Source organism: Brenneria sp. L3-3C-1 (assembly GCF_016456245.1).
Taxonomy (GTDB): Bacteria; Pseudomonadota; Gammaproteobacteria; order Enterobacterales; family Enterobacteriaceae; genus Brenneria.
In genome coordinates, this window is the sequence record NZ_JAEMHF010000004.1 from 170,732 (window position 1) to 192,221 (window position 21,490).

18 protein-coding genes and 1 other RNA gene are annotated in these 21,490 nt (G+C 55.0%); 8 read left to right on the plus strand and 11 right to left on the minus strand.

Features of this window, described 5'->3' with window-relative positions; all coding sequences use genetic code 11:
• Positions 1–148: 148 nt before the first annotated feature.
• Positions 149–2,419, minus strand: coding sequence for a DNA topoisomerase IV subunit A (parC, locus tag JG725_RS11265; protein WP_172290339.1), 2,271 nt, complete (start codon positions 2,417–2,419; stop codon positions 149–151).
• A 400-nt stretch (positions 2,420–2,819) separates the two neighbouring features.
• Here parC and JG725_RS11270 point away from each other — a divergent pair, with 400 nt between their 5' ends.
• Entirely contained in the window at positions 2,820–5,261 is a 2,442-nt protein-coding gene (locus JG725_RS11270; RefSeq protein ID WP_199378055.1) for a TonB-dependent hemoglobin/transferrin/lactoferrin family receptor, read from the plus strand.
• 109 nt (positions 5,262–5,370) lie between these two features.
• On the opposite strand, the gene parE is transcribed toward JG725_RS11270, so the two are convergent.
• From parE to nudF, 5 genes are all read right to left on the minus strand, one after another.
• Positions 5,371–7,266, minus strand: a complete 1,896-nt coding sequence (parE, locus tag JG725_RS11275) for a DNA topoisomerase IV subunit B (RefSeq protein ID WP_172290341.1) — start codon at positions 7,264–7,266, stop codon at positions 5,371–5,373.
• Positions 7,267–7,383: 117 nt separating this feature from the next.
• Positions 7,384–7,965 (minus strand): esterase YqiA, encoded by a 582-nt coding sequence (yqiA, locus tag JG725_RS11280; RefSeq protein ID WP_172290342.1) that lies wholly within the window; start codon positions 7,963–7,965, stop codon positions 7,384–7,386.
• A complete protein-coding gene (gene cpdA / locus JG725_RS11285; RefSeq protein WP_199378057.1) occupies positions 7,965–8,792 on the minus strand; it encodes a 3',5'-cyclic-AMP phosphodiesterase in 828 nt (275 codons plus the stop codon). Before cpdA ends, yqiA begins: the two co-directional genes overlap by 1 nt.
• A gap of 84 nt (positions 8,793–8,876) precedes the next feature.
• Positions 8,877–9,308, minus strand: a complete 432-nt coding sequence (locus JG725_RS11290; RefSeq protein WP_172290344.1) for a DUF1249 family protein — start codon at positions 9,306–9,308, stop codon at positions 8,877–8,879.
• A gap of 4 nt (positions 9,309–9,312) precedes the next feature.
• The gene (gene nudF, locus JG725_RS11295; protein WP_172290345.1) at positions 9,313–9,945 is read right to left on the minus strand and encodes an ADP-ribose diphosphatase; all 633 of its coding nucleotides are present in this window, start codon (positions 9,943–9,945) and stop codon (positions 9,313–9,315) included.
• A 345-nt stretch (positions 9,946–10,290) separates the two neighbouring features.
• Between nudF and tolC the strand changes: the two genes are divergently transcribed.
• The 3 genes from tolC to JG725_RS11310 all read left to right on the plus strand — a co-directional run bounded on the left by tolC (position 10,291) and on the right by JG725_RS11310 (position 13,721).
• Positions 10,291–11,691 carry an outer membrane channel protein TolC gene (tolC, locus tag JG725_RS11300; protein WP_172290346.1) on the plus strand — a complete coding sequence of 467 codons (1,401 nt, stop codon included), beginning with the start codon at positions 10,291–10,293 and terminating at the stop codon, positions 11,689–11,691.
• A 192-nt stretch (positions 11,692–11,883) separates the two neighbouring features.
• On the plus strand, positions 11,884–12,549 hold the full coding sequence (locus JG725_RS11305; protein ID WP_172290347.1) for a DUF1190 family protein: 666 nt from the start codon (positions 11,884–11,886) through the stop codon (positions 12,547–12,549).
• An 11-nt stretch (positions 12,550–12,560) separates the two neighbouring features.
• Positions 12,561–13,721: a glutathionylspermidine synthase family protein gene (locus tag JG725_RS11310; RefSeq protein WP_172290348.1), complete on the plus strand. Its 1,161-nt coding sequence runs from the start codon at positions 12,561–12,563 to the stop codon at positions 13,719–13,721.
• A 49-nt stretch (positions 13,722–13,770) separates the two neighbouring features.
• Here JG725_RS11310 and ygiD read toward each other — a convergent pair whose 3' ends face one another.
• From ygiD to rsmI, 3 genes are all read right to left on the minus strand, one after another.
• On the minus strand, positions 13,771–14,556 hold the full coding sequence (ygiD, locus tag JG725_RS11315; protein ID WP_199378059.1) for a 4,5-DOPA dioxygenase extradiol: 786 nt from the start codon (positions 14,554–14,556) through the stop codon (positions 13,771–13,773).
• Positions 14,557–14,773: 217 nt separating this feature from the next.
• An RNA gene (gene rnpB / locus JG725_RS11320) (RNase P RNA component class A) lies at positions 14,774–15,152 on the minus strand.
• Between the two features lie 32 nt (positions 15,153–15,184).
• On the minus strand, positions 15,185–16,048 hold the full coding sequence (gene rsmI, locus JG725_RS11325; protein ID WP_199378061.1) for a 16S rRNA (cytidine(1402)-2'-O)-methyltransferase: 864 nt from the start codon (positions 16,046–16,048) through the stop codon (positions 15,185–15,187).
• Positions 16,049–16,109: 61 nt separating this feature from the next.
• Between rsmI and JG725_RS11330 the strand changes: the two genes are divergently transcribed.
• The 4 genes from JG725_RS11330 (at position 16,110) to dolP (ending at position 19,807) form a co-directional block, all read left to right on the plus strand.
• On the plus strand, positions 16,110–18,122 hold the full coding sequence (locus tag JG725_RS11330; protein WP_199378064.1) for a penicillin-binding protein activator: 2,013 nt from the start codon (positions 16,110–16,112) through the stop codon (positions 18,120–18,122).
• Positions 18,119–18,475, plus strand: coding sequence for a YraN family protein (locus JG725_RS11335; RefSeq protein WP_172290433.1), 357 nt, complete (start codon positions 18,119–18,121; stop codon positions 18,473–18,475). Before JG725_RS11330 ends, JG725_RS11335 begins: the two co-directional genes overlap by 4 nt.
• 155 nt (positions 18,476–18,630) lie before the next feature.
• Complete coding sequence (gene diaA, locus JG725_RS11340) at positions 18,631–19,221, plus strand: DnaA initiator-associating protein DiaA (protein WP_172290352.1); 591 nt, start codon at positions 18,631–18,633, stop codon at positions 19,219–19,221.
• A gap of 10 nt (positions 19,222–19,231) precedes the next feature.
• Complete coding sequence (gene dolP / locus JG725_RS11345) at positions 19,232–19,807, plus strand: division/outer membrane stress-associated lipid-binding lipoprotein (protein ID WP_199378066.1); 576 nt, start codon at positions 19,232–19,234, stop codon at positions 19,805–19,807.
• Between the two features lie 299 nt (positions 19,808–20,106).
• Here dolP and mtgA read toward each other — a convergent pair whose 3' ends face one another.
• Together mtgA and elbB are read right to left on the minus strand one after the other, a co-directional pair.
• Positions 20,107–20,838, minus strand: a complete 732-nt coding sequence (gene mtgA / locus JG725_RS11350) for a monofunctional biosynthetic peptidoglycan transglycosylase (protein ID WP_199378068.1) — start codon at positions 20,836–20,838, stop codon at positions 20,107–20,109.
• A complete protein-coding gene (gene elbB, locus JG725_RS11355) occupies positions 20,835–21,488 on the minus strand; it encodes an isoprenoid biosynthesis glyoxalase ElbB (protein ID WP_172290355.1) in 654 nt (217 codons plus the stop codon). Before elbB ends, mtgA begins: the two co-directional genes overlap by 4 nt.
• Positions 21,489–21,490 lie beyond the last annotated feature (2 nt).

Genomic DNA, 21,490 nt, shown 5'->3' on the forward strand with positions numbered 1-21,490 from the left:
ATACCCTTCATCAAATATACTGCGCGATAAACCATGCTCCCCTTTGCCGCGGGTTGGCGATGTTTTAATTAGGTAAAATCCGCAAGGATCGATCAAACAGGGGAAAAGACGATATTATCTCGTCGCCTTTTCCCCGGTGTTGATGATTTTACTCTTCGCTGCTGCCGTCGCCAGTCCGTTTCGGGGCATCGACATCAATGCGATCGATACGTTGCAGACCACGCAGCAGCGTGCCTTTCCGCCCGCGTTCGCCCTGATATTTTTGTAGCTCGTTGGCGCGCAGAACCAGTTTGCGTTTACCAAAGTACAGCGTCACCGATGCCTGCGGCGGCAGCAACAACAGCCAGGTCAGGCGATCCTTGCCGCTGGCAAAGTCTGCTGACGTAATAGACACGATCTTATTGCCTTTGCCTTTCGACAACTGCGGTAAATCAGAAACCGGGAACAACAGCATCCGGCCCGCGGCGGTGATCGCCATCAGCAGATTGTCCTCGCCGTTAATCTCCAGCGGCGGCAGCACCTTGGCATTGTCCGGCAGGGTGATAATCGCTTTTCCTGCGCGGTTGCGCGCCACCAGATCGTTAAAGGTACAGACAAACCCATAGCCGGCGTCGGAAGCCATCAACAGCAGTTGATCGTCCGCGGCCATCAGTACCTGTTCGACGGTCGCGCCCGGCGGCGGCGTCAGCTTACCGGTCAACGGCTCGCCCTGACCGCGCGCCGAAGGCAGCGTCAGCGGATCAAGCGCGTAGCTGCGGCCTGTCGAGTCGATAAACACCACCGGCTGATTGGTTTTACCGCGGGCGGCGGAACGGAAGCTGTCGCCCGCTTTATAACTTAACCCGGAAGGATCGATATCGTGTCCTTTGGCGCTGCGTACCCAGCCCATTTCCGACAGCACGATCGTGACGGGTTCCGACGGGACAAAATCATGTTCGCTCATGGCTTTCGCCTCGCCGCGTTCCTGCAACGGCGAACGGCGATCGTCGCCATAAGCTTGCGCATCCGCCTGAATTTCTTTTTTCAGCAGATTACTCAGCTTACGCTCAGATCCCAGCAACGCCTGAAGATGATCGCGCTCTTTCGCCAGATCGTCCTGCTCGCCGCGGATTTTCATCTCTTCCAGCTTGGCCAAATGGCGTAATTTCAATTCCAGAATCGCTTCGGCCTGCGTTTCGCTCAGGCTGAACTGACGCATCAACACCGGCTTAGGCTCGTCTTCGGTGCGAATAATGTGGATCACTTCATCGATATTGAGGAACGCAATCAGCAAACCTTCCAGAATATGCAAACGCTTGAGCACTTTTTCCAGACGGTAATTCAAGCGGCGGCGCACGGTATCACGGCGGAACACCAGCCATTCAGTCAGGATTTCCACCAGCCCTTTGACGGCGGGGCGACCATCCAGACCGATCATATTCATATTGATACGGTAGCTTTTTTCCAGATCGGTGGTGGCGAACAGATGGTTCATCACCTGATCCAGATCGATACGGTTGGAGCGCGGCACCAGCACTAATCGGGTAGGGTTTTCGTGGTCGGATTCATCACGCAGATCTTCAATCATCGGCAGTTTCTTGGCGCGCATCTGGCTGGCTATCTGCTCCAGCACTTTGGCCCCCGAAACCTGATGAGGCAGCGCGGTGATCACCACTTCGCCATCCTCTTTTTTCCAGACGGCGCGCATACGCACCGAACCGCGCCCGTTCTGGTAAATTTTACGCACGTCATCACGCGGGGTAATGATTTCCGCTTCCGTCGGGAAATCAGGCCCGTGAACGTATTGCAACAGATCTTCCAGCGAGGAGCCGGGTTTATCGATCAGCGCCACCGCCGCCGCCGCCACTTCACGGACGTTATGCGGCGGGATGTCGGTCGCCATACCGACGGCGATCCCGGTCGTGCCGTTAAGCAGAATGTTCGGCAGCCGGGCAGGCAGCATTTTCGGCTCCTGCATGGTGCCGTCAAAATTCGGCACATAGTCGACCGTCCCCTGCCCCAGTTCTCCCAGCAGGGTTTCAGCATATTTAGACAGCCGGGATTCGGTATAACGCATGGCAGCAAATGATTTGGGATCGTCCGGCGCCCCCCAGTTCCCCTGCCCGTCCACCAGCGGATAGCGGTAGGAGAAGGGCTGCGCCATTAATACCATCGCCTCGTAACAGGCGCTGTCGCCATGCGGATGATATTTACCCAACACGTCGCCGACGGTACGGGCCGATTTTTTGAATTTGGCGCTGGCATTCAGGCCCAGCTCCGACATGGCATAAATAATACGGCGCTGTACCGGCTTCAGACCGTCGCCGATAAACGGCAACGCCCGATCCATGATGACGTACATGGAGTAGTTCAGGTACGCATTTTCAGTAAACGTGTGCAGCGCCAGGCTTTCTGCGCCGTCATGCGTCATCTCACTCATTTATCTCATTTCCTCACATCGCAGCGCGATTATTGCTTTCTTTAACACGCTACACGGCATGTTTGGCGGGAATAGTACCTTATCTGGCCGTGTCCTGTCACAGATAACGCCGGCGGACTCACCCGTCACCGGCGGCGACGCCTGACGGCTTTATTTTGGGCGCGCCGGTCGATGATGAAACGCTCGAAAGCCACGCGGCCGATTACCCGCCAAAACGTTTTATTAAGAATTATTCATTATGATTTTTTCCAACAATGATAATAATTATCATATGGTAATGGTTATCATTTCCATATTTTTTGTAATGTTATCAGACGTTAACTTTTGAAGTTGGCTGCCAGCATCGTCCTGTTTATCCCGGCATGGCTGGTCGAACAGAACCATAGAAAAGAGTATCACTATGTTAATTAATAAGAATCTCAATAAAATTCTTCTCACCGGGATATTGGCCGGCACAGCGTTGAACAGCACGGCGGCCGATAGCCAATCACCCGCACAGCGTAACGTGGCGAACAACGATGCCGCCGGGACAAAAAATCAGACGACCCCGACCAGCCAATCCGAGCCGACCGGCGATGTAATGACGGTTTACTCGCCCAAAGTTGAGAAAGAAGCCGGTACCAAGACAATCATCACCGCCAGCGATATGCAGAAAGAGGGCGGCAACGATTTCAGTACCATCATGCGCTACCAGCCGCTGATCAGCGCGCCGGGCGTCACCAGCGGCGTCAGCGCAGGTAAAAGCAGCTATGACCGCGGCGGCGCCAGTGGATACAATATTCGCGGGCTGGAAAACAACCGGGTCTCCATTGATATCGACGGCGTGGAGCTACCGTCTTCCACCGATCGCGGTACATCCACGGTCAGCGGTCGCCGCCAGACGGGCAGCACCGGCATTGGCCGTGGCGACTATCTCGACCCGTACCTGTACGGTTCAGTGGATATCGAATCCGGCGCCACGTCGGTCGCCAACAGTAATAACGCGCTGGGCGGGTCGGTCTCTTTCAAACCAAAATCCGCCAATGATTATCTAAACGCCGGCAAGCACAGCTATTTTGGTTATCAGGCCGGTTATGACTCCGCCAACCGCAGCGTCCACAACGGCATTACCGCGGCCGGCGGCGACGACGATCTGCGCGGCGTTATCGTCATCAGCCGTCGCGACGGCAATGAAACCGAAAACCAGCGCGACGCCGCGATCGACAGCACCCCGGCCAACTGGCACTCCAACGCGATATTGGCGTCCGGTATCTGGCAGGCGACGAGTTCGCATCAGCTTACCGCCACCGTCGATTATTATCACAAAACCAATCACGCCAATTTCCCGACCTGGAACATGAGCGCATCGGGCGTCTCGTCACTTGACGGCAGCACCTCCTATCAGGACAGTCAGACCCGCCGTTGGGGATTCAGTCTGGCGGATCTCTATACGCCGGAAGATTTCGCGCTGTTCGACAGCCTGAACACCAAGCTGTTTTATACCCAAACCGAAGCGCACGACTATACCGTCACCGATGCTTCCACGCCGGCTTCCGTCTGGAGCAACTACGATACCAAAACCATCGGTCTTGAGAGCAAGGCTAGCAAGGAATGGCGTAATCACAGTATCAGCTACGGTTTCAATGCTCGTCAGTCGAAAACAGAACGTCCGTTCATCACGGAAAATCTGACGGCTAGCGGCCTGGGTATCGATCTGGGGCGCCCGCAGGCGGATAGCGAAATCGTCAATCTGGGCGCTTTCGTACAGGACAAGATCACCTGGGATCTGGCGGGTCGCGACTTCTCGGTCGTACCCGGAGTGCGTTTTGCCTGGCAGCACGCCGAACCAAAGAACGCGTCCAATCTGTTTACCAACACTAATGGCAATGTAACTTCAGACGAAGCCGCCGGCATGTATGGCACCAATGCCGATGGACAGGTTCTGCCGTCCATCGCATTCCAGTACACCCTCACGCCCGATCTGCTGGCCTACGTTCAATACCGGCGCGGTGCCCAGTTCCCCACCGACGGGCAACTGTACGGCTCCTGGGCTCTCGGCTATATGGGCACTTCCAGTAGCTATGCCATCCTGAGCGATCCAAACCTGAAAACCGAAACCAGCGATAACTATGAACTGGGGCTGAAAGGTCAGATAGTGGAAGGCGTCACGCTAAGCGCGTCGGCCTTCTATAGTGATTACAAGAACTTTATCGCCAACGGTTACTACCGCCGCGCCGATAATCCCGCCTTGTTCGCCGGCGTGCCGAGTAATCTCAGCATTCTTTATCTGACCGAGAACCGCGATAAAGCCTATATCTACGGCGGTGAAATCAGCGCTAAATTCAACCTCGGCACCTGGTTCGAACAGGCGAACGGCTTCAGCGCCCGTCTGGCCTACGGCTACACCGAAGGGGCATCAAAATCCAGCGCCAGCGGCGACTCGTATGTCGCTCTGGACTCGGTAACGCCGCAGAAAGCCGTGGTGGGTATCGCCTACGATGATCCGTCCAGCCTCTACGGTGCCGCGCTGATCGCCACTTTCAACAAAGGCAAAACCGCCACTTACGCGGCGGGTCGTAAGCTCCCTTCCAATGGAAACAATCTGGGTTCTGACGATTATACGTTTATGCATGTACCGGGTTACGCGCTGGTGGATCTGACCGCTTACTACCGCGTATCCCAAAACGTGAGGCTTAGCGGCGGCATCTACAACCTGACCGACCGCAAATACTGGGATTATCAGACCAGCCGCAATATCGAGGCGCCGACCAGCACCAATGCCGGTGATATCAACTACTACAACCAGCAGTTGGCCATCGCGCCGGGCCGCACCTTCCAACTGGGAATTAATGTTGATTTCTGATGAGTCGTGAGGCGGAAACGCCTCATTGATTATTGTCCGACGAGACGGGATAAGAGCGCCGCGCTTGCTTATCCCGTTTTTACCGTTTGAACGCCGGCCGATGCCGTCGTTATACCTCGATTTCCGCCCGGTCGCCCTTCTCCTGCAACCAGTTGCGGCGATCTTCCGAGCGCTTTTTCGCCAGCAGCATATCCATCATCGCCATGGTCTGATCGATATCGTCGTCGTTTATCGTCAGTTGCACCAAACGGCGGGTATTCGGATCGAGCGTGGTTTCGCGTAATTGCAGCGGATTCATTTCGCCCAGCCCTTTAAAGCGCTGAACGTTGGGTTTGCCTTTTTTACGCTTGAGCTGCTCCAGCACGCCCGCTTTTTCTTCTTCATCCAGGGCGTAATACACCTCTTTACCGAGATCGATCCGGTACAGCGGCGGCATCGCCACATACACATGCCCGCCTTTCACCACCGAGCGGAAATGACGAACGAACAAGGCGCACAGCAGCGTGGCGATGTGCAGACCATCCGAATCCGCATCCGCCAGAATGCAAATCTTGCCGTAACGAAGCTGGCTTAAATCGTCGCTATCCGGATCGATACCGATCGCCACCGAGATATCGTGCACCTCCTGAGAAGCCAGCACCTCATCGGACGACACCTCCCAGGTATTCAGGATCTTACCTTTCAGCGGCATGATCGCCTGGAATTCACGTTCTCTGGCCTGCTTGGCGGAGCCGCCCGCGGAGTCCCCTTCCACCAGAAACAGTTCCGTGCGGTTCAGATCCTGCGAGGTGCAGTCGGCCAGCTTGCCGGGCAGCGCCGGGCCACTGGTCAGTTTTTTACGCACCACTTTTTTGGCGGCGCGCATGCGGCGCTGAGCGCTGGCGATCGCCAGTTCCGCCAGTTGCTCGGCGGTCTGAATATTCTGGTTTAGCCACAGGCTGAACGCATCTTTCACCACGCCGGAAACGAATGCCGCGCACTGGCGTGAGGACAGGCGCTCTTTGGTCTGCCCGGCAAACTGCGGATCCTGCATTTTCACCGACAGCACGTAAGCACAGCGCTCCCAGATATCATCGGCGCTCAGCTTCACGCCGCGCGGCAGTATATTGCGGAATTCACAGAATTCACGCATCGCATCCAGCAACCCCTGACGCAACCCGTTGACGTGCGTTCCGCCCATCGGGGTCGGGATCAGGTTAACATAGCTCTCGGTCAGCAATTCGCCGCCTTCCGGCAGCCACAGCAGCGCCCAGTCAACGGCTTCCGTATCGCCGGAAATGGAACCCAGAAACGGCTGTTCCGGCAGGGTGATCAATCCGTTTACCGCTTCGCACAGATAATCCTTCAACCCATCCTGATAGCACCAGCGCTGCTCGGTATTATTGAGCTTATCTTTAAACACGATCTCGACGCCGGGACACAATACCGCTTTGGCTTTCAGCAGGTGCGTCAAACGAGAGACGGAAAAACGCGGGCTGTCGAAGAATTTTTCATCCGGCCAGAAGTGAACGCGCGTACCGGTATTACGACGGCCGCAGGTGCCGGTTACGGTCAGATCCTGCACTTTGTCGCCGTTCTCAAACGCCATATCGTACACCTGACCATCACGCCGCACCGTCACTTCCACACGTGAAGACAACGCGTTGACCACCGAGATCCCCACCCCGTGCAAACCGCCCGAGAACTGATAATTCTTATTGGAGAATTTCCCTCCGGCGTGCAGCCGGCACAGAATCAGTTCAATCGCCGGAACCCCCTCTTCGGGGTGAATATCCACCGGCATACCGCGACCGTCGTCAATCACCTCTAGTGACTGATCGGCGTGCAAAATCACATCGATACGGCGCGCGTGCCCGGCTAATGCCTCATCGACGCTGTTGTCTATAACCTCTTGCCCCAAATGGTTAGGACGCGTGGTGTCGGTGTACATTCCCGGACGACGGCGCACCGGTTCCAGTCCGCTGAGTACTTCAATCGCATCAGCGTTATAGCTTGATTGAGTCATGGTTTGAGTTAATTCGTTGTTTTAAAAGAATAAGTGGTAAACTATACCGGAGGTACGTTATTCACGAGCGCGTAACCGGCGACGTTCGCCGGCTATCGCGGTTGGCACCCTTGTTGATCAGTCTGTCGTGAGCCCCAAAAAATTCACTATGGGTGAAAAAAAGTGCTCAAATCCGACAAAGGCATGACTGCCCCCTGACTCCACTGTTTGGCGACAGGCGGTGTAATACGCCACCGCCTGACGATAATCCAGAACTTCATCCCCGGTCTGAAGCAGCAGCCACAGCAAATCAGGCGCTTCCAGCGGATCAACCTGCATGACCTTCAGATCGTAAATGTGCCGTGACTCTAGCACATATTGTTCGCCGGTGTAGGGGTTCTGATATTCGCCCAGATGGTCGAGCAGCAGTTCAAACGGCCTGACGGCCGGGTTCACCACCACGGCGGGAACGGTAAAGCACTGGGACAGCCAGGTCGCATAATAACCACCGAGCGAGGAACCCACAATGCCCAGCGGCCGACCCGCGTGCGCCATCACCAGCGACTCCATCATCTCCGCCGCCTCGGCCGGATAAGGCGGAAGCTGCGGCACCAGCATATCGATGTCGGGATGCCGGCTGGCCAGCCATGTTTTCAGCGCCGTCGCTTTGGCTGAATAAGGCGTGCTGTTGAAGCCGTGCAGATAAAGCAGGGTCGGCATCAGTAACCGTCCGAATCCATATCGGGCAGGAATTCGCTCCCCGCCAGACGATGCACCTCGGTCTCCAACTGACCGTCCGGCATCAGATCCAGATAACGCCAGCCGGGCGCTAAACCGTCAATGGTGAAATTCGTGCAATGGGGTTTGAACTGAACGCAGGTAGAGGGCGTGGCCAGCAGACGTCGGCCGTGCCAGTCAAGATCCAGCTCCTGATGAATATGTCCGCACAAAATGGTACTCACCCGCGGATAGCGGGCCAGCACCGCCGCCAGACTATGCGCGTTACGCAAACTGTGCTGATCGAGCCAGGTACAGCCGGAAGGATGCGGATGATGATGCAGTAACAGCAGAGTATGGCGATCCGGCTGACTTTGCAGACTACGCTCGAGCCATTCGAGCTGATAATCGCTCAGTTCGCCATGCGGCACGCCAAACACCTGGCTATCCAGCAGAATAATCTGCCATGTATCGCCCAACAGCACATGTTTGGACGGCGCAATCTCCGCCTCGGCCAGCGCATCGACCATCGCCGGCTGAAAATCATGATTGCCCGGCAACCACACGCAGGGGGCGGACAAGCGCTGGATCCCGCGCGTGAAATGGCGATAGGCCTCCAGCGAATGATCCTGAGCCAAATCGCCTGTCGCCACGATTAAATCAAACTCATGCTGCTGAGCCTGTATTGCATCCAGCACGGCGTGATAGCTGCGGTAGGTGTTAATACCCAGCAACGTTTCATGCTCACCGGCAAAAAGGTGGGTATCTGTTATTTGTAAAATCCTGACTCTGGCCCCACTCGCCACAGGAAGTGTCAACAGGCTTTCCAAATGATGGTGTCCTTGGTTACTTAACTCTGTCTATACCCGCCATCTTTCACGTCGCAGGCGCGTCGGCTTCCCGCAACCTGAAATCTATTGGGTATCAAAAACCGGGATCGACATCGAACCATACGCCAAACAATATTTTAGCCAATCAGCAAGAAACTGATTAATTTGATGCTTTTCGTCACGTTGATGTAACTTCTTGTTCGGATAATCATAACGTGCTTTGAAGCGGAAGATCTGCTGACTGGCACACACTTCCGCAACCAACGCGTCATGATACAGCCTGACCGTCATCATGGGCAGACTCCAGTAGCTTACCGCCGGGGCGGTCTGCTGGATTTCCACCAATGAGGTATACCGGGTGGATTCAATAATGGTTAAACGATAAACCGCATGATTAACGTGATAAACCGCCGTTTCACCGACTTCGTCGATACGGGGCAGCAAACGACGCAATTGCATGAAATTGGTTTCGCATAGCCTCATCATTGCCGGGAAATCCGGGGTATAACGTTTCATAAATTCAATCCACCCACGCCTTTCTCAATTTTTCATGGTGCAGTGCCAACCATTGCAGGGCAATGACAGACGCGGCGTTATCGATAATCCCTTCCTCAACCCATTGATAACTCTGCTCACGGCTGACGACATGAACCCGGATATCTTCATTTTCTTCCGCCAGCCCGTGAATGCCCGCCGCCGTCCGGGTATCCACTTCCCCTACCATAACAGCCAGACGCTCACTGGTGCCACCGGGACTGGCCAAATAGCTGATTATTTGCCGGCAGCGGCCCACAGATAACCCGGCTTCCTCCTGGGCCTCCCGCCGGGCGACCTGTTCCAGACTTTCTCCCGGCTCAATCATGCCGGCCACCAGTTCAAGCAGCCAGGGAGAGACGCTGGTGTCATAAGCGGCAATGCGTATCTGTTCGACCAGCACCACCTCATCACGCACCGGATCGTAAGGCAGCAGGACAACCGCATGCCCGCGTTCAAAAATCTCGCGGCTGACTTCATCGCTCATTTCGCCATTAAACAACCGATGACGAAAACGGTAGCGTACCAGTGAAAAAAAGCCGTTGTATAACTTTTCACGTGCAATAATTTCTACATCGTCTTGATTAAAAGTAACCGGACTGGGTACTGAAGACGTCATGACTAAGCTCCTGTCACGAGTATGATGACGCCCGGTATTGTAGCGCGGACTCGCCAATCATCACACTCGCTGTTGTTTGTGGTAAATTTACGTACACCCGGAACCTATCCCAGCAGGCATGATGGTCATCGCCACTTTTGGTGCCGGCCGTGTCCCGACAGTACGAAAATAAGGACACGCCGCTCAAGTACAACACAGAGTAAATAAAATGACTAATCGGGCGGATGGCGGGAAAAGATGGCACGTTCAGCTACCTTATCCTATTGGCAGATTCTGATAGAATCGACGACTATTCGTCTATCGACAGCGCTATATAGCGACATTGCTGCACAACAAGGAATGCAAATGAAGAAATTGCTCCCTCTCCTTATCGGTCTGAGCCTGGGTGGTTTTAGCGCCATTAGCCAGGCGGAAAATCTGTTACAGGTTTATCAGCAGGCGAAAACGACCAACCCTGATTTACGCAGCTCAGCCGCCACCCGCGACGCCGCGTTTGAAAAAATCAACGAAGCCCGCAGCCCGCTGCTGCCGCAATTGGGTTTAGGCGCGGATTATACCTATAACAATGGCTATCGCGACAACCAGGGTGTGAACAGCGATGTGAAAAGCGCGTCATTGCAGTTGACGCAAACCCTGTTCGACATGTCCAAATGGCGCGCGCTGACCTTACAGGAAAAACAGGCCGGCATTGAAGACGTTACCTATCAGAGCGCGCAACAGGCCCTTATTCTGAATACGGCGACCGCGTATTTCAATGTGCTGCGCGCCATTGATTCCCTGTCTTATATCAACGCGCAAAAAGAAGCCATCTACCGTCAGTTGGATCAGACCACTCAGCGTTTTAACGTCGGTCTGGTGGCGATTACCGACGTACAGAACGCGCGCTCCGAGTACGACAGCGTGCTTGCCAACGAAGTGCTGGCGCGCAATACGCTGGATAACGCCCTGGAAGTTCTGCGTCAGGTAAGCGGTAATTTCTACCCGCAGTTGGCGGGTCTGAACATCGACAATTTTGCCACCCGTCAGCCCGGCGTGGTAAACAACCTGCTGAAAGAAGCAGAAAACCGCAACCTTAACCTGCTGTCCGCCCGCCTGAGCCAGGATCTGGCGCGCGAACAAATCCGTTACGCGCAAACCGGGCACATGCCTACGCTGGATCTGACCGCCTCCACCGGCGTCAGCGATACCAGCTATTCGGGTTCCAATGCCCGCGGCAGTTCGTTTAATGACAGTGACGTCGGTCAAAACAAGGTCGGCGTCAGTTTCAGCTTACCGCTGTATAGCGGCGGCGCGACCAGTTCGCAGGTAAAACAGGCGCAGCACAGTTTCGTCAGCGCCAGCGAACTGCTGGAAAGCGCTCACCGTTCCGTCGTCCAGACCGTGCGATCTTCTTTCAACAATATTTCCGCCTCGATCAGCAGCATCAACGCGTATAAACAGGCTGAAGTTTCCGCGCAAAGCTCACTGGATGCGATGGAAGCCGGTTATCAGGTAGGCACCCGAACCATTGTCGATGTGCTGGACGCCACCACCACGCTGTATAACGCCAAGCAGCAGCTTTCCAGCGCCCGTTATGATTACCTGATTAATCAGCTGAACATTAAATCCGCACTGGGGACGCTGAATGAAAGCGATCTGCAAGCGCTGAATGCCGCGTTAGGCCAGCCGGTTTCAACCACGCCGCCGGTCAGCGACGATCACCGCAGCGGGCTGCTCACGCAAACCACCTCCGCGCCGCTTCAGTAGTCCTATCGCTATCCTGGGGAACAAACGTTCCCCTCTCATGCCGATAAAGCGAAGCGCCGCACAACTGAATGTATAGCAACGTAAAGAGTCGCTCGGTTACTGCCTTTGGTGCTTTAAATTCAAGCAGCCTTCCCCTATTCTTAACACACTTGTTAGTCATTGGGCATGATGCCTTTTCTCTGGGATAACACGATGAAACGTACCAAAAATATTAATCAGGAAACTTTCCGGAAAGGATGGCGAACGTACCGTCTGGCGCCCATCGCCTTGGCCGTCAGTACGGTATTTGTATTGGCAGGCTGCGAGCAGGCCGATGAAACCGTTTCCCTGTATCAGAACGCCGATGAATGTTCGAGCGCCAATCCATCGATGAGCGAGCAGTGCACCACCGCGTATAACAACGCCCTGAAAGAAGCGGAAAAAACCGCGCCTAAATATGCGACGCGCGAAGACTGCGTGGCTGAGTTTGGCGAAGCGCAATGTACTCAGGCTCCGGCGCAGGCCGGCATGGCCGCGGAATCTCAGCAGAGCGGCAGTTTCTGGATGCCGCTGATGGCCGGTTATATGATGGGCCGAATGATGGGCGGCGGCGCTGGCTACGCCCAACAGCCGCTGTTTACCTCAAAATCCCCGACCAGCCCGGCCAACGGCAAATTCGTTGATGCGACCGGTAAAAATTACGGTAATGCCACGACGGGCCGAACCATTAACGTACCGAAAACGGCGCTGGCGCCTAAACCCGCCACCACCTCAACCATTACCCGCGGCGGGTTCGGCGAGACGGTCGCCAAACAGACCAGCATGCAACGCAGCAACGCCAGTTCAAGTTCCAGCTCTTCCCGTAGCATGGGTGGCTGAGGACGTATTTAATGAAGCGGATTGAAATCAAAGAACGTCCCGACTGGCGTGAGAAAGCCACCGAATTCGGCTTTCGTTTTCACACCATGTATGGAGAACCCTACTGGAGTGAAGAGGCGTACTATCAGTTTACCCTCGCACAAATCGAAGAATTGGAAGACACCACCGCCGAGCTGCACCAGATGTGCTTACAGGTGGTGGAAAAAGTCGTCGACAGTGAACAGCTACTGACGAAATTCCGCATTCCCAAACACACCTGGGAATTTGTCAGGGATTCATGGCGCACCCGCCAGCCGTCGCTTTATTCGCGCCTGGATTTGGCTTATGACGGCAAAACGCCGGCCAAGCTGCTGGAAAACAACGCGGATACGCCGACATCGCTCTATGAAGCGGCATTTTTTCAATGGCTGTGGCTGGAAGATCAACTCAAGTCAGGGCAATTGCCGCAAACCGCCGATCAGTACAACAGTATTCAGGAAAAGCTGATCGAACGTTTTGAGGATCTCAAACTCAATCACGGTTTTGGTTTGTTGCATTTCGCCTGCTGCCAGGATACGGAAGAAGATCGCGGTACGGTGCAATATCTCCAGGATTGCGCGCTGGAAGCCGGTCTGCCGAGTGAATTTCTTTATATGGAAGAAATCGGCCTGGGTGAAAAAGGCCAGTTTACCGATCTGGAAAACCAGGTGATCGGCAATCTGTTCAAGCTGTATCCCTGGGAATTCATGCTGCGCGAGATGTTTTCCACCAAGCTGGAAGATGCCGGCGTTCGCTGGCTGGAACCCGCCTGGAAGAGCATTATCTCCAATAAGGCGCTGCTGCCGATGCTGTGGGAGATGTTCCCGAACCACCCCAACCTGTTACCCGCTTATTTCAGCGAAGACCAACACCCGGCGCTGGAAAATTACGTCATCAAGCCGCTGTTTTCGCGCGAAGGCGCCAATATCCAGATTGTGGAAAACGGCAAGGAGATTGCCGCGGTGGGCGGGCCATATGGCGAAGAAGGCAAAATCATTCAGCAATACCACCCTTTGCCCAGATTCGGCGACAGCTATACCCTGATTGGCAGTTGGCTGGTAAACGATCAACCCTGCGGCATTGGCGTACGCGAAGATCGCGAACTGATCACGCAGGATCTGTCGCGTTTTTACCCGCATATCATTCTGGATTAATCGTAAAAAAGGCACGGTTTCACACCGTGCCTGCCACGAAAAAACGACGTTATCCTACCTGCACCGACAACATACTCAGCGATCCCATGGCAATGCCATCGACCGGTACAGTGACGGCTTCTTTACCATCCCAGCTTCCCAGCACGTACAGCAGCGGCAGATAGTGATCGGGCGTTGGATTGGACAACGCCGCGCCTTCATGCTGCATAAAGTTTATCAGCGGATGGTTGTCTCCCTGATACGTCAGGTTATCCCGGACAAACCGACTGAATGAAACGGCCCAGGGATAGGGTTCGTCGTCGCCATCCCATTTAATCATACGCAGATTGTGCACCACGTTGCCGCTGGCGACAATCATGATGCCCTCATCCCGCAGCGCCGCCAGTTTACGGCCCAACTGATAGTGATACTCCGCCGGCTGCGTCCCATCAATACTAAGCTGCACCACCGGAATATCCGCCTGTGGATACATCTTTATCAGCACCCCCCAGGAGCCGTGATCCAATCCCCATTCGCTGCGATCCGCCGCCACCGGAATGGGCGCCAGCAGCCGTTGAATTTTTTCGGCCAGATCAGGCAAGCCTGGCGCCGGATAGCGGGTATCAAACAACGCCTGCGGAAAACCGCCGAAATCATGGATGGTGCGGGGATTTTCCATTGCCGTCACCGCCGTGCCGCGAGTATACCAGTGGGCGGAAACCGCCAGAATGGCTTTCGGACGCGGCAATGTCGCCCCTAACGCCTGCCAGGCCTGAGTGTACGGGTTATTCTCCAACACGTTCATCGGGCTACCGTGACCGAGGAACAGTGCGGGCATCCGGGCTGTGTGGTTCATAAAATATCCTTAGCAAAATGCCAGCGTCGTGCAACAGCACGTAATGAGATTACTCTACGCCCTTTGGGTGCCGGAAAAAGTCGGATATCTGTGATGAAGAACATCAATAAATTTGAAAATAATCGTTAGCAGAAAAGAAAATACCTTTGCGGACAACGCGTTACGGGCAAAAAAACGGCCAACGCGCGAGGTGAATCGCACGTTGGCCGTATACAAACAAGGGAGTTGACCGTTAAGCCGGGTTCTGTCGTGGACAGTCATTCATCTAGGCCAGCAATCGCTCACTGGCTCAAGCAGCCTACCCGGGTTCAGTACGGGCCGTACCATGTGAACCCCTATTTGGCCTTGCTCCGGGTGGAGTTTACCTTGCCACGGACTGTTGCCAGCCGCGCGGTGCGCTCTTACCGCACCCTTTCACCCTTACCTGTACCCGCATAAGCGGGCCATCGGCGGTTTGCTCTCTGTTGCACTTGTCGTAGGCTTGCGCCTCCCAGGCGTTACCTGGCACCCTGCCCTATGGAGCCCGGACTTTCCTCCCCTCCACTTGTCTCCCCCGAAAGGGACGGCAGTGAAGCGGCGACTGTCTGGTCAACTCCGGCGCGGATTGTATAGTGTTTTACCCTACGTGTCATCTTTCCTGCCGGTCGAGCGCATACTTATACAGCGCATTCTTCTTAACGCCGTGGATTTCCGCGGCCAGCGCGGCGGCCTTTTTCAACGGCAGCTCTTTTTGCAACAGGGACAGCGTTCGCAGAGCCTCGGCCGGCAAGGCATCAATATCCGCTTTGTGGCCTTCCACAATCAGCACCATTTCGCCCTTACGGCGATTTTCATCTTCCTTCACCCACTCCAACAGCTCGCCCACCGGCGCGCCGTGGATGGATTCCCAGGTTTTGGTGATTTCACGCGCCAGCACCACATAACGCTGTGGGCCAAGTACCACGATAATGTCCTGCAAACTATCCAATAACCGATGTGTCGACTCATAAAAAATCAGGGTTCGCGGCTCTTCCTGCAACGCGCGCAATGTATCGGTGCGCGCTTTGGTTTTCGCCGGCAAAAAGCCTTCATAGCAAAAGCGATCGGAAGGCAGTCCGGCGGCCGACAGGGCGGTAATCGCCGCACAAGCGCCCGGCAAGGGGACAACACGGATCCCGGCCTCGCGGCAGCGTCTCACCAGATGATAGCCGGGGTCGTTAATCAGCGGCGTTCCCGCATCGGAAACCAGCGCAATACTTTGTCCGGACTGCAATTTCGCCAGCAACGTGTCTGCTTTTTGCTGTTCATTGTGATCGTGTAGTGCGAAAAGCCGCGCATTAATGGCAAAATGTTGTAACAGCAAACCGGTATGACGGGTATCCTCGGCGGCAATCAGATCAACATGCCGCAATACCGCCAAAGCACGTTGGGTGATATCGCCCAGATTGCCAATCGGCGTGGGGACAATGTAGAGGGTGGATGCAGAAATGTCTGCTTGTTGGTCTTGATTCATTGTTTCATCCGAGTTGCCGATTTAATATTGAGCATCTTTAAAAAAAATCACTGGATACAGTATGCTTTCCTTTCATTTCGTCCGTACCCAGGCAGGGCGCGCTATCCCTGTTTTGTTAGCGGCGCTGTTTCTTGCAGGCTGTCCGAGTCAGGCGCCGCAAAGCCCGCCGCCCGAGGTTCAGGGCCAGGCTGATGCTTCATCTGATTATTATCTGCAACAGATGCAGCAAAGCAGCGATGATAACAAGGCTGGCTGGCAATTACTTGCGATTCGTTCTCTGATACAGGAAGGCAAGGTGCCGCAGGCAAGTCAGCAGTTTAGCGCATTACCTGAAAAATTAAGCGCGGCGCAGCAACAGGAACGGCAGTTGATCAATGCTGAACTGGCCGCCGCACAGAACAACATGGACGCCGCGAACGCCGCCCTGGGCCAGTTGGACATCAATACGCTCGGCGAACAGCAGAAGCGCCGCTACTATCAAACGCAGATCAACGCCAATCAGGGGCGTCCTTCCATCACGCAGCTGCGCGCCTACATCGCCCAGGAGCCGTTGCTGCAAGGCGACGAGCGTCAATCAAATCTGGATCAGACCTGGCTGACGCTGGCGCAAATGAGCCCGCAGGAATCGGGATCGTTACTGATCAACGCCAACGAGAACACGCTGGCCGGCTGGGTGGATCTGTTGAATACCTATCAGAATAACCGCCAGTCTCCCGACCAGCTAAAAGCGGCCATTCAGGATTGGCAGACCCGCTATCCGCATCATCCGGCGGCCAAAACGCTGCCGACGCAGTTAAATCAAGTGGTTGATTTCCACCAGTCGCAGGTTAGCAGTATCGCGCTGCTGCTGCCGTTAAACGGCCAGGCCCAGGTGTTTGCCAATGCGATCCAGCAAGGGTTCAACGCGGCTAAAAACGGTCAGGCGACCATGGCGGAAACCGCGCCATCGGCCGGCGATCCCCAGCAGATGCAAAATAGTCAGCCTGCCGATGGTCTGGATGAGCAAAACGTTCAGGATGGTCAGCCTGCCGCAGAATATAGCACCGATGTTGATACCGTTGCCGCAGCCCCCGCAGAACAACATGCGCTTCCCAGTTCCTTACCGGTAAAAGTGTATGACACTTCATCTCAGCCCTTGGCGAATGTGTTGGCTCAGGCGCAACAGGACGGCGCTTCCCTGGTCGTCGGGCCGCTATTGAAAAACGAAGTGGAACAACTGGCAGGAAGCCAGTCTCCGTTGAATATTCTGGCGCTCAATCAGCCGGAACATGCGCAGAACAGCCCCAATATCTGCTACTTCGCGTTGGCGCCGGAAGATGAGGCCAGAGACGCCGCAAAGTTTATTTACCAGCAGGGTAAACAGCAGCCGTTATTACTGGTGCCGCGCGGAACCCTGGGCGATCGCATCGTCAATGCGTTTGCGCAAGCCTGGAGCCAACAAGGCGGCGGTAACCTATTGCAGCAACGCTTTGGCAGCGCCTTTGAGTTAAAACAAGCCATCAACAGCGGCGCGGGCCTAAGCCTGAGCGGCCAGCCCGTCAATATGACGCCGCCGCAACCCCAAACCGGCACAACGGTTGGCGGCTTAACTATCCCGGCGCAGGTGCCGCCGACGGTTAACGCCGCCATCAGCGGCAATATTGATGCCGTCTATATCATCGCCACCCCCGATGAACTGGCGCTGATCAAACCGATGATTGATATGCGCACCACATCGCGTTCACGTCCTGCGCTGTATGCCAGTTCCCGCAGTTTTCAAGCCGGCAGCGGCCCTGATTTCCGTCTCGAAATGGAAGGGTTGCAGTTCAGCGAGATCCCGCTACTCGCCGGGGAAAATCCGGCGCTGATGCAGCAGGTGAGCAACCAGTTCAGAAACGATTACTCGCTGGTGCGCCTGTATGCCATGGGGATGGACGCCTGGACCCTGTCCAGCCGCTTTGCTGAAATGCGTCAGATCCCCGGCCATCAGGTGGCAGGAGCGACGGGCAGGCTGAGCGCGACATCCGATTGCGTGATTAACCGGCAAATGACCTGGCTGCAATATCGTCAGGGACAGTTGGTGCCCGCATCCTGAACCGGCGGACGACAGGCGCAGATTACGAACAGCGGGCCAGACGCTATCTTGAACGCGCCGGCTTAACCTTCGCCGCCGCCAATGTCACGTTGCGCGGCGGTGAGCTGGATTTGATTATGCGCGATCGGCAAACCTGGGTGTTTGTGGAAGTCCGCTATCGGCGGAATGCCGATTTTGGCGGCGCGGCCGCCAGCGTGACCCGACAGAAACAGCGGCGGTTGCTTCATGCCGCCGCCGTCTGGCTGGCGCAACGGGACGCCAGTTTTGATACGGTGGACTGCCGTTTCGACGTGCTGGCCATTACGGATAACCAATTTTCCTGGATCCCTAACGCTTTTAACGCGCAGGAATGATAGATTTCAGCGCCGCTCCCAATAAGCATTTGCTCCGGGACGTTCAAACGCCATCGCGTTTGGTCGGACACGGCTCAAGCCCCAAATGGCGAGCAACATCGCTATAGGGACAGGCCATTAATGTATGGATTTTAATTAAAGTAGGTTAATTCAACGTGCTGGATAGAATAAAAGTTTGTTTTACCGAAAGTATTCAAACGCAGATCGCTGCTGCGGAGGCCTTACCGGATGCAATCTCGCGTGCCGCCGTGGCACTGGTGCAGAGCCTGTTGAACGGCAATAAAATTCTGTGCTGCGGTAACGGAACGTCGGCCGCCAACTCCCAGCATTTTGCCGCCAGCATGATTAATCGCTTCGAAGCCGAACGCCCCAGCTTACCGGCGATTGCACTTAATGCCGATAATGTGGTCATAACTGCGATCGCCAACGATCGGTTGCATGAAGAGATCTACGCCAAACAAGTTCGGGCGCTGGGACAAACCGGCGACGTGTTACTGGCGATATCAACCCGCGGAAACAGCCGCGACATTGTAAAAGCCGTGGAAGCGGCGGTAACCCGAGATATGACTATCGTCGCCCTGACAGGTTACGATGGCGGTGAACTGGCCGGGCTGCTTGGTCCACAGGATGTGGAAATCCGCATTCCTTCACACCGTAGCGCCCGTATTCAGGAAATGCACATGCTGACGGTTAACTGCCTGTGCGATTTAATTGATAACACCTTGTTTCCACACCAGAACGATTAAGGAGCACTACATGAGGATAAGTTCTGCATTTGCCGTGTTGTCTATCGCCCTGCTACTACAAGGCTGCGTCGGCGCCGTCGTTGTCGGAAGCGCCGCGGTCGCCACCAAAAGCGCCACCGATCCCCGCACGGTGGGGACGCAGGTTGACGACGGCACGCTGGAAATCCGCGTGAACAACGCCATCAGCAAAGATGCGCAATTGAAAAAAGACGCCCGCGTTGTTGTTACCGCTTATCAGGGAAAAGTGCTGCTGACGGGGCAGGCGCCCAATACAGAACTCGCAAACCGTGCTAAACAAATCGCCCTTGGCGTGGAAGGCGCAGCCGAAGTCTATAATGAAATACGACAGGGCAACCCGGTATCGTTGGGAACCGCCTCAATGGACACCTGGATCACCACCAAAGTTCGTTCGCAAATCCTGACGAGCGACACGGTGAAATCCTCCAACGTAAAAGTCACCACCGAAAATGGTGAAGTCTTCCTGTTAGGTCTGGTCACCCAACGTGAAGGCGCGTCTGCGGCTGAAATTGCCAGCAAGGTCAGCGGGGTGAAACACGTCACCACCGCATTTACCTATCTGCAATAATTTAGCCGCCCGGCAACCTCAACCGCTGATGTTTTCATCGGCGGTTTTTTATTTATTCCTCAACCGGCGATAATAGCCAGACGGCGCGCCGGGCATCGACACAAACGCCGCCAACGTCCCCTCAACCAGCCAATCACCACGAACCCAAGCCACCCATCATCTTTATCAGGATCGCGCCGCCAGCAAGCTCTGAGGCGCGAATAATCATGGTTAGCGCCCTTGGATGGCCTCGATTGTTGCCACACATCCCCAGCGCGGCAGGATAAACAGCAGTAAGCCGCTCAACCGCATAGGCGCGTTCAGTTTAATCCGTGTGAGCGCAAAAACGCTTCGCCGCCGATCTGGCGCATCTGGCGTAAAATCCATTGCTGGCGTTGGATCACGTAACCGGACGGCGCGTTTACGCGAAAACGTATAGGATTTGGCAACACCGCCGCCAGCAAAGCCGCTTCGCTGGCGGTAAGCCTGCTGGCAGACTTGTTGAAATAACGCCTTGCCGCGGCTTCCACGCCGAAAATGCCGGGGCCGAATTCAGCGACATTCAGGTAGACCGTCAGGATCCGCCGTTTGGTCCATACCAGTTCAACACCGGTGGTAATCCCGGCCTCGAGACCTTTTCGCAGCCAACTGCGGCCATCCCACAAGAACAGATTTTTCACCGTTTGCTGAGAGAGCGTAGAAGCGCCACGGATCCGTTGCGTGTTACGTTCGTTATGTTTCAGCGCCGAGTTAATGGCATCAATATCAAAACCCCAGTGTTGAGGGAATTTCTGATCCTCGGCGGCGATCACCGCCAGAGCCATCGCCGGGGCTATCTCATCCATTGAGACCCAGTCGGAATGGGCAACGTACGCAAAATCGCCGCTTAACCACGCACTAACCTGCCGGTCAACCATCACGGCGGAAAACGGGACCGGCAGAAAAGAAAACAGCAGTATACCTGCCAGCCATAGTCCCAATACCGTCAGCAGAAACCTGATGACCAGACGTTTAAGACGCATCAGCAGACCATTGCGACGGTTCGATTTCATTCAATAAAATCCAGTACGCGCGCCACCAGCTTATCAATGCCTTTGGCGGCTTCACTGATTGAGCCAGCCAGCATATAGGCGGGCGTAGTGATAATTTTATGTTCGGCATCCACCACAATATCGTCAACCGGACAAACCACGTGAATTCCGCCCATTTCCTCAATCATTTCAGCAGTATCAATATCGTTACCAATTGTAATCCTGACCGGTTCTCCCAGTAGCTTTGGCAACAATGCCGGACTGATGCAAATAAAACCAATTGGTTTATTTTGCTTATAAATTTCCTGTGTGAGTAATTTTAAAGATTCATCGACCTGACAGGCCGAACCCTGAGTGACGAAATCGCTTAAATTTTTTGCCGAGCCGAACCCGCCGGGCACAATTAACGCATCAAGCTGTTGCGCATCGGCTTCTGAAAGCGGCCGGATTTTCCCTCTGGCAATGCGGGCGGATTCGACTAAAACGTTGCGATTCTCATTGGTTACATCACCCGTCAGATGATTGACCACATGTAATTGCGGCTTATCCGGCGCAAAGCAAACCGCTTCCGCCCCCGCCCGATCCAGTGCGAGCAGCGTCAGTACGGCTTCATGAATCTCTGAACCATCATAAACACCACACCCGCTCAGGACGATACCAACTCTTTTCATCA